10 protein-coding genes are annotated in these 9,258 nt (G+C 44.7%); 9 read left to right on the forward strand and 1 reads right to left on the reverse strand.

Features of this window, described 5'->3' with window-relative positions; all coding sequences use genetic code 11:
• The 3 genes from UF75_RS22925 to UF75_RS22935 all read left to right on the forward strand — a co-directional run.
• The coding region (locus UF75_RS22925; RefSeq protein ID WP_045576849.1) for a cell wall-binding repeat-containing protein at window positions 1–1,857 on the forward strand (1,857 nt) is incomplete at its 5' end.
• Between the two features lie 246 nt (window positions 1,858–2,103).
• Window positions 2,104–2,961: a fumarate hydratase gene (locus UF75_RS22930; RefSeq protein ID WP_045576850.1), complete on the forward strand. Its 858-nt coding sequence runs from the start codon at window positions 2,104–2,106 to the stop codon at window positions 2,959–2,961.
• Window positions 2,961–3,518, forward strand: coding sequence for a Fe-S-containing hydro-lyase (locus tag UF75_RS22935; RefSeq protein ID WP_045576851.1), 558 nt, complete (start codon window positions 2,961–2,963; stop codon window positions 3,516–3,518). Before UF75_RS22930 ends, UF75_RS22935 begins: the two co-directional genes overlap by 1 nt.
• Before the next feature lie 277 nt (window positions 3,519–3,795).
• Here the strand turns inward: UF75_RS22935 and UF75_RS29435 are convergent, their stop codons facing one another.
• Window positions 3,796–3,960, reverse strand: a complete 165-nt coding sequence (locus tag UF75_RS29435) for a hypothetical protein (RefSeq protein ID WP_197079511.1) — start codon at window positions 3,958–3,960, stop codon at window positions 3,796–3,798.
• Window positions 3,961–4,118: 158 nt separating this feature from the next.
• Here UF75_RS29435 and UF75_RS22945 point away from each other — a divergent pair, with 158 nt between their 5' ends.
• From UF75_RS22945 to UF75_RS28660, 6 genes are all read left to right on the forward strand, one after another.
• A complete protein-coding gene (locus tag UF75_RS22945) occupies window positions 4,119–4,337 on the forward strand; it encodes a hypothetical protein (RefSeq protein WP_045576853.1) in 219 nt (72 codons plus the stop codon).
• A gap of 184 nt (window positions 4,338–4,521) precedes the next feature.
• Window positions 4,522–5,271, forward strand: coding sequence for a nitrite reductase (locus tag UF75_RS22950; protein ID WP_045576854.1), 750 nt, complete (start codon window positions 4,522–4,524; stop codon window positions 5,269–5,271).
• Window positions 5,272–5,328: 57 nt separating this feature from the next.
• Complete coding sequence (locus UF75_RS22955; protein WP_045576855.1) at window positions 5,329–5,718, forward strand: hypothetical protein; 390 nt, start codon at window positions 5,329–5,331, stop codon at window positions 5,716–5,718.
• Between the two features lie 43 nt (window positions 5,719–5,761).
• On the forward strand, window positions 5,762–7,009 hold the full coding sequence (locus UF75_RS22960) for a globin-coupled sensor protein (protein WP_156146573.1): 1,248 nt from the start codon (window positions 5,762–5,764) through the stop codon (window positions 7,007–7,009).
• 672 nt (window positions 7,010–7,681) lie between these two features.
• A complete protein-coding gene (locus UF75_RS22965; RefSeq protein WP_045576857.1) occupies window positions 7,682–8,905 on the forward strand; it encodes an HD domain-containing phosphohydrolase in 1,224 nt (407 codons plus the stop codon).
• Between the two features lie 24 nt (window positions 8,906–8,929).
• Complete coding sequence (locus UF75_RS28660; RefSeq protein ID WP_156146574.1) at window positions 8,930–9,097, forward strand: hypothetical protein; 168 nt, start codon at window positions 8,930–8,932, stop codon at window positions 9,095–9,097.
• The last annotated feature ends 161 nt before the right edge of the window (window positions 9,098–9,258 follow it).

Here is a 9,258-nt window from a genome sequence, read left to right on the forward strand (position 1 = left end):
AACACTACCTATTACTACAAAGTTCAAGCAGTCAACAGTAGCGGCGCGAGCTCAGATTCTTCAATAGTTTATGCGACATCCATAAATAACGGCGGTCTGTCAGTACCGACAAGTCTTACAGCAACGGTTGCTAATGCCAATCAAATAAACCTGACCTGGAATCCCGTAAGTAACGCAACTTACTATTATGTTTACAGGGCAACTTCGTATTCTGGAACTTACACCATTGTAGCTGTGCCAACAACCACAAGTTATATTGATTCTAGCTTGACACTAAACACTACCTATTATTACAAAATTCAAGCAGTCAACAGTAGCGGCGCGAGCTCAGATTCTTCGATAGCTTATGCGACAACTAATGTTAACGGTGCGCTATTAGCACCAACCAATTTTATAGCTACCGCAGCTAATACCAATCAAATAAATCTGACCTGGAATGCCATAAGTAACGCAACTTACTACTATGTTTACAGGGCAACCTCGCCTTCTGATAATTTTACTAATATTGCTACTATTACGACCGCGAATTATTCAGATTCCGGACTGTCACCAAACACTACCTATTATTATAAAGTTCAGGCTCTCAGTAGTTCTGGACTAAGCGCTTTTTCATCGATAGTTAATGCAACGACCGTTAGGTTAGATAACACGGCTCCCTCTAATCCTACATCACAAACTCAGTACGATCGATTAGCAGGAAACGATATGTATGAAACTTCTGCGGAAGTTGCCAAAGCTTGGCCCACTTCTTATTATGCCATTATCGTAAGTGGAGAAAATTTTTCGGATGCTTTATGTAGTTCCCCCCTTGCCCAAAAATACAATGCTCCATTATTGCTGACGACAAAGGATACCTTGAACGAACAGACAAAGAATCAACTCACACGTTTAAGGGTAAAAACAGTTATTCTGATCGGTGGAACAGGGGTTATTTCATCGGTAGTTGAGCAAAGCATAAAAAACATGGGAATAGAAGTATCGAGGATTGCGGGAAGTGATAAATACGAAACATCGGTTAAAATTGCCCAAGCTATGGGGCAATTCGGCCAAGCAGTCATTGCAAGTGGCGAAACTTTTCCAGATGCTTTGTCCATTGCCCCCATTGCAGCAGTCAAGGGAATTCCAATCCTTCTTACCCCTAAGGACACTCTGCCTGCCAGTGTAAAAACCTATTTATTAAAGAATATACAGAGTACTTATGTTGTCGGTGGAACTGGGGTGGTCAGTGATACGGTTTTCAAACAACTTCCCTCTCCTAAACGGCTAAATGGGGTCAATAGATATGAAACCAACATTAGTATTATTAAAGAATTCGAGAACGAACTTAAGTTTGACATTTGCTACGTATCAACAGGCGAAAATTATGCAGATGCTTTGGCTGGGTCATCATTAGCTGCTTTAAGCAATTCACCCGTTATCTTAGTTAGTGATCCTATCGATCCGTCAACCATTGCCTTTTTTAGAAACAAGGGTGGTATTAAGAAAAAGGTTGTCTTTGGTGGAATAGCCGTTGTACCTGAAAGTATTCTAACCGCAATTAATGGAGCTTCAAATGGAGCTGTCGGTGGGTCTAATACACCGTCCACGCCAGGAAATATAAGCGCAACAAGCGTAAGTTCCAGCCAAATAAACCTTACTTGGGATTCTGTCAGTGGGGCAACTTCTTATTATATTTACGGGTCGACCTCTTCTGCAGGAACTTATTCCCAAATTGCGACGACAACAACTACTATTTATCTAAATACAGGCCTATGGGCCGATACCACTTATTATTACAAAGTCAAGGCAGTGAACAGTGCTGGTTCCAGCTCGTATTCCCCTACAGCTAATGCAAAAACTGCTTCATCTGACTACTAAGTTAAAACCTTGAACTGCCTTATATCCCATAGTTGAAACTTCAGGGATATAAGGCAACGGGGTAAATATCCCCTCAAATCGAACTTTAAGTTCGATCGAAAACCGACATCATGCCTCGAATTGCCTCTTGCTTTTGCTTGTCTGAAGAGTAGAATAAGAGACAGGGATTGGGAATATTCAGAAATGTATTATTATTCTCTGAAATCGTGATTAGCGCAAAGACTTTTTAAGGAGGGGATAGAAAAGATGAAGGAAATACGCGTGGAAGAGATTATTGCGGCGGTTGAAAAGCTTTGTATTGAGGCAAATTATGACCTTAGCTCGGATATTATGGCTGGCTTTCAACGGGCATTAAAGGATGAGCCTTCTCCGTTAGGCCAGGAGGTTTTAGAGCGCCTTATTGAAAACGCTGAAATTGCGCACGATGAAAGAGTCCCCATGTGCCAAGATACAGGGATGGCAGTCCTGTTCGTAGAAATCGGTCAGGATTTGCATGTGGTCGGTGGAGGTCTCACAGAGGCTATCAATGAAGGGGTACGCCGAGGGTATGACAAAGGATATTTACGCAAATCAGTCGTCAAGGATCCCTTTGAGCGTGTCAATACAGGGGATAATACGCCATCAGTGATCCATTACGATATTGTCCCTGGGGATGCTTTGCATTTAGTGGTGGCGCCCAAAGGGTTCGGCAGTGAAAACATGGGTGGTTTAAAAATGTGTAAACCTTCTGAGGGGCTCGAAGGTGCAATGCAATTTGTTGTGGATACGGTTGATCGAGCGGGTGGAAACCCCTGTCCCCCCATTATTGTTGGAGTGGGCGTGGGAGGAACTATGGAAAAAGCCACTTTCTTAGCTAAAAAATGTTTACTACGTGAAGTCGGGAAACATAACCCGGAAGAACGTTTAGCGAAAATTGAGGAAGAATTATTGGAACGAGTGAATCGTTTAGGTATAGGGCCTCAAGGGTTTGGCGGAGTTACTACCGCTCTTGCCGTCAACCTAGAGGTCTATCCCACACACATTGCCGGAATGCCGGTTGCAGTAAACATTGGTTGCCATGCAACTCGCCATAAGGAAATCACCTTGCAAGGGAGAGGAATATAATGGGTGAAGCTATCCGCATCGATACACCCCTTACCCAGGAAAAGCTTAAGAGCCTGAAAGCGGGAGATAATGTCTTAATCAATGGGGTTATTTACACTGGGCGCGATGCCGCTCATAAAAAGATGGTCGAAGCACTAGAACAAGGCCAAGATCTCCCCTTTGAGATGACCGATCAAATTATCTATTTTGTCGGCCCCTCACCCGCTAAAGAAGGACAAGTGATTGGTTCGGCTGGGCCAACGACGAGCGGACGGATGGATGCATACTCACCAAAGCTGATCGCCAAAGGGTTAACCGGAATGATCGGCAAAGGGCTTCGTTTACCAGAAGTTATCGAAGCCATGCAGAAACACGGTGCTGTCTATTTTGGAGCAATTGGTGGAGCAGGTGCCCTGATTGCTAAACGCATTGTTTCGGCTGAGGTTATTGCCTATCCCGAACTGGGACCGGAGGCAGTACGACGCTTAGTTGTGAAGGATTTCCCAGTCATGGTAATTATTGATCATGAGGGAAATAATCTCTACGAAATAGGGAAAGCGCAGTACAGAAGGGTATAAACAATATTCTTGAATTAGGTAGGGTTTTTCCTCATCTGAATTTTAGAAGATGTTATCTAGGAGCTTATTAGTGGCAGATAGCTATTGGATAAAAATTTGGGCAAGTTTTTAGTTTGAAATATACAAAAGGAGCGGCTTTTGTGTTCATAACACTCAAGCCGCTCCTTTTTTGTACTAGCCGCCTTCGCCAAGGCTTCTCCGCTAAGCTTACACGTGCGAAGACAGTGTCTTCGGGCGCCAGCCAAGTTTTCTTTACAGGGATATGAAATTGACTAAATTAAACCAGCAATTGTAATTCTTCTAAGATGCCTACAACTTCTTTAGATGCTTGAGACATCTCGGACAATAAACTTTCGGTCTGAGCAGTGTTACCTTGACTATAAGTAAGAGCTGCTTGGCGTGCTAAATCATGGACGCGTGCATGTGGGGACTCAAGTTTCATGAAGAGCGCGCTGGAACGCAGGGCAGTAGTTTCGGGACCATCAGCCCATTGTCCTAAAAAGAACACAAAAGTTTCACAATTTCTTAAAGAAGACCGTTTGTTTTTACGATATAATAACAATAATAATACTGGAAACCCTGATAGGAGTTGGCGAGATCATGAATTGCCCGTTATGTAAAGCGCGTGAGGTCGGCCGAATTGGCCGTGAACGTTATTACTGTAGAGAATGTTGTCATGAATGGACGAAGGGAGACGGAGATGGAGTGGTAAAAATTTACGAAGTTTTGTCGGATGGGTCGGTGGAACGCTTAGAATCTTTATCTGAGCCTCGATCTCTAACATTACCTCAAAGAGTTACCCGTCGTCGAGCTGGTTGAAAACATAAGCAAAAATTGAAAGTTCAATCATAGCAGAAAAGTATTTAGGAGAGTCATGGAATGGCTCTCCTTTGGTTTTTATAAGTATTAATATCAGATCCTCGATTTTATTGCAGGATTCCCCCGATATTTATAGAAATAGCAAGATAAGTATTTTTCTTGTTGTTACGAGAGGAGAGGGATTATGACGGAACTTCAACGAGATCCTAGCTTCCAATGGACGGGTGAAGCGGTAGAATGTGAGAGCGGGATCCACTGGGGTATCGCGGAACAAGCGAACGGTTTGGTGGCAATGATTGTAAATTCCCCTGGTGGAATTTTAACGGGTAAACAGGTGGGTGTTTTGGCTCAGATTATAGGAGAGGATGGGGTCCTCAAAAACACCCGTCGCATGACATCTCTCCTTCTGATTCCTAAAGAGAAAGTTGCAACTGCCTTGGAACAACTTCAAGAGGTAGGACTTCGTGTGGCTAACTTACATAAAAGTGTGCGAAATATCTCAGCCTGCCCAGGCAAGGGGTTTTCGGCTAACTCTCGTGGAGATACTTTAGAACTAGCCAAAATTCTAGATGAAGCCTTTTACGCTACCATACTTCCTTGGGATTTTAAAATCGGAATTTCTGGTTGCCCTCGTAACTGCACGGGTGTACAGTGCCATGATCTGGGACTTATGGCGGAACCACGTGGCAAATATTCGCTTTGGATAGGTGGGACAGAGTCGGGAATGAATCCAAAACACGGAGTTTTAGTACGTAAGGGGATCCCCCGAGAACAAGTAGTTCCAGTAGTAAAGCGGATTTTGGAAACCTATGTGGCAAGTGCGGTGGAATTGGGGGAAGACCTTGGCATGAGGGCCCGACTTTACCATGTTATAGAGAAAGTGGGATTTGAGCGCTTTAAGCAGGCAGTAGAAGAACAACTAAGCTCAACTTAATTCGACCAAATGGGTTATGCGTAAAACTTAATTGAAATGTAAAAAGGGGTAAGAAAAATGGCAACACAAGGATTTAGTAAACTGAGCGCCTATAAGGCTTTCTCAAAGATGGATAAAGCTTGCGCGCAGGGGTGTAAATGTTCTGCGTTGTGTCAATTATTCATGGCCAAAGAATTCCTAAGTCTATCTGCTCAGACCGGGGAAAAATTTACGGATAAAATTCCTGAGGATATTCTGGATATGTTTCGAAGTGTGCCACTTATACAAGAACGATATAAAAACATGGAACTTCAAGAAGCATTCGTTGAGGTACTAAGTATTTGTGATAATTGTGCAACAGATGAACACGATTCCTATTGTACCGTTAATGTGGTACTGACAGCTTTAGGTATTTTGCTAGAGGGAAAAGGCTATGTCACAGAAAAGGATAAAGAAACTTCAAATTAGTTTTGTTTGGATAGCAATGTTGAGTTGAGAGAGGATGAGAGTATTGGGGCGATTACATCAGTTTAATATAGAAGAGTCTATTCAATTATTGAGGATAGATGCGGAGCAACTTGCAGTACTTAAAGAAATTAGATTAATAATTGAACGTGATTCAGATGAAATAATTCGGAAATTTTATGACCATGTGACGGCTTTCCCAGGTCTTAAGGCCATCATTGACCAATTTTCCTCGGTCGAGAAGTTGAAAGTAACCATGAAGAAATATTTGTTAACACTCTTCCCAGATAAAATCGATGAAGAATTCATACAGTGGCGCATTACCATCGGAGAGGTGCATAATCGGATTAATCTTCCACCATTTTATTATTTAAGTGCCAATCAGTTTCTTTCGGACGAGATTGTGCCGAGGATTTTTACATATTATCGCAAAAAAGTTGATCGAGCCATCTATGCCAGCTCAGCTCTTCAAAGAATTTTAAGTTTTGATCAACAGGTTGTTATGGCAAGTTATATTCAATCCTATATGGTCGAAATAGACAAAAAGGCTGAATTAGAAAAAGCCTTAGACGAAATTGATAGTTTGCAACGAAGCGTTAGCGAAGCAAGTCAAGCGTTAGCGGCAACTTCTGAACAAACGGCAGCATCTGCGGCGGAGATGAATGAGGCGACTACTCAGATTTCAACTAATGCCTCTGAAGCAGCCGAATTTTCTCGTCAAGTCGATTCATTGGCTCAAGAGGGTGCTCGGAAGATTCAAATGATTTCAGAAACGATTTTGCGATTAGCAACTATGACCTCTGAGATGCAGAGTAAAATGACCGAACTGGATAGAAGCTCAGCACGGATTGCTTCTGTCACTGATGTGATCAAGGAAATCGCTTCGCAAACTAATCTCTTAGCGCTCAATGCCGCCATTGAGGCAGCACGAGCTGGAGACAGCGGTCGAGGTTTCGGAGTTGTCGCGGAGGAAGTGAAAAAGCTCGCCAACCACTCAGAACAGTCCGTTAAAGAGATCAGTGAATTAATTACGATTACGAAGCAGAATACCGTCGCTGTGAACCAATCGATCGCTCAAACGACTGAGGCTATGCACGGTGCTGCTGCTGAGGCTGAGGAAGTGGTGAACCGTTTTGGTGAGATTATGTCTGCGATTAATGCCAGTATCCAACAGGTTCAGGGAATTGCCCAACAGATTGATGCCTTATCCATGACTGCAGGTCAGATCGGGGCAGCATCTGAGGATGTAGCCAACTCGGCAACCTCATTAGCCCAAATGGGTTTGCGGAATTAGGGAGGGGACATGTGGGGGACTTGTGTCACACAGCGCTCGGTGCTTACGACGCAGAGCAAACTAACCGTTCAAGCTCTTAAAGCGGGAGCGGGGTTCATCCTTTGGCGTTAGTATTATTTTAAAGAATGCGCCTACGGCGATAATCTCCACTGGAGACTATCGTGCCAAAAGCGCCATCCTTGGCGCATTGGCGGCAGTGTACATCCTTGTACACTGCCCCGTATGTGGGGTCGGTCGCTTGAACGGAAGTTTGCTAATCTGCTTACGTAAAGACGTCGCGCTCGTGTGACACTGCGTCCCGGGCTTAGGTCGGGGAACGAAAAGGTGTGGGAGACGGCACATTTCATGTGCACCGTCTGGTTTGGGTCCTAGACGTAGTATGCATGCAAGTAGGGGGCCGTCCTTGGCTTGCACTTAAGGACGGCTGCATGCATGCTTGGAGTTTGCTAATCTGCTTACGTAAAGACGTCGCGCTCGTGTGACACTGCGTCCCGGGCTTGGGTCTAGGAACGGATGGTTTGGGAGACGGCACATTTCATGTGCACCTCTGCAAGATAGTTTAAGTCGGATTCAAGTCGGGAACGGTTCGTGACTTGCATCCGTTGTTTTTAGAAAACATCAGAAAAATAAGGTATTGGGAAATTCGGAACACGTAAAATTAAGGAGTGGATTATGACAGAAGATGCCTTTTACATCCGTCGGATGTGGAGCTTCTCCCGTGCGCTTGATCTCGGTTTGGTGGATGAAGAAATCGAAAATAGTTTACAATTTGCCTTAGGGCAACGACACGGGGAACGCGTTGCCTATATCGCAATGCGTTTGGGCAGGAGCCTTAAGCTTAGTAAAAAATCACTGGTCCAGGTAACAGTAGCTGGGCTAGTACACGATATTGGCGCGCTTGGTTGCTTTCAAGCCTATAACGGAGATCCTCGTATCTTACAAGAACATTGCCTAGTGGGAGCAGAGATGGTCGAGCGTTTTCCTTCGGGGGAAATTCTTGCTCCAGCGATCAAATACCACCATGAAACTCCAAATCCCGAGTTTAGTGCCTTGGGTATATCATCTGAAGAGGTCCCGTTAATGGCGCGTATTTTGTCTTTAGCAGATCAGATTGATCTTCGATTGAAGCGAAGATTATCTAATCGTCGAGAGCGAGATGAGATTTTAACATGGGTCTCTCTGGAAAGTGGGTCGTTATTTTATCCTGAAGTTGCCGCTGCCTTTAAAGAGGTTGCTCAGAAAGAAGCGTTCTGGTTAGATCTTGAACAAACGGATTTGCTTCAAATTTCCTTAGGTCTCTTATTTGGACAGTGGCAACTTTCGGCATCGCGTGAAACAGAAATTAGTTTTGCTGAAGACATAGCCGACACGTTTGCTGATCTGATTGACCAAAAAAGTAAATTTACGGCTAATCATTCCCGGTCAGTTGCCAAAACTGTAAGGCAATTAGCTGGAGCGCTCGATTGGGAAAAAGATCGGGTTCACGAAATCTATATCGCAGGCTTGCTCCATGACCTAGGAAAACTTGCGATACCTAAGAAAATTCTTGATAAACCAGGGGCATTGGATCCGTTTGAAATTGAGGTTATTCGAACTCATACCTACTATACACATCGTTTATTAACGGAGGCAGGCTTCCCAACTCGGATGGTGGAGTGGGCGTCGCACCACCATGAACGGCTCGATGGCAAAGGGTATCCCTTCGCCCTGGCAGAGAAGGATATTGATATGGGGGCTCGGCTGATGACGGTTTCTGATATTTATGCAGCCCTGACGGAGAATCGACCCTATCGTTTAGCGATGAGTTCAGGTGAAGCTCTTAATTTGATTCAGCGCGGAGCTGGAACAATAGTGGATGCGTCTTTGGTAGATTTAGCAAGAAGGGTACTTGTGTGAGGGACTTGTGTCACACAGCGCTCGGTGCTTACGACGCAGAGCAAACTAACCGTTCAAGCTCCTGGCTATGGGGTGCGGGATACCCGCCAAAAGCGCCATCCTTGGCGCATTGGCGGCAGTGTACATCCTTGTACACTGCCCCGTATCTGGGGTCGGTCGCTTGAACGGAAGTTTGCTGATCTGCTTACGTAAAGACGTCGCGCTCGTGTGACACTGCGTCCCGGGCTTAGGTCGGGGAACGAAAAGGTGTGGGAGACGGCACATTTCATGTGCACCGTCAGGCTTGGGTCCTTGCTACGGTGGTAAGCATGCTGCTTACGTAAAGACGTCGCGCTCGTGTGACACTGCGTCCC

This window comes from Desulfosporosinus sp. I2 (assembly GCF_000960765.1).
GTDB lineage: Bacteria > Bacillota > Desulfitobacteriia > Desulfitobacteriales > Desulfitobacteriaceae > Desulfosporosinus.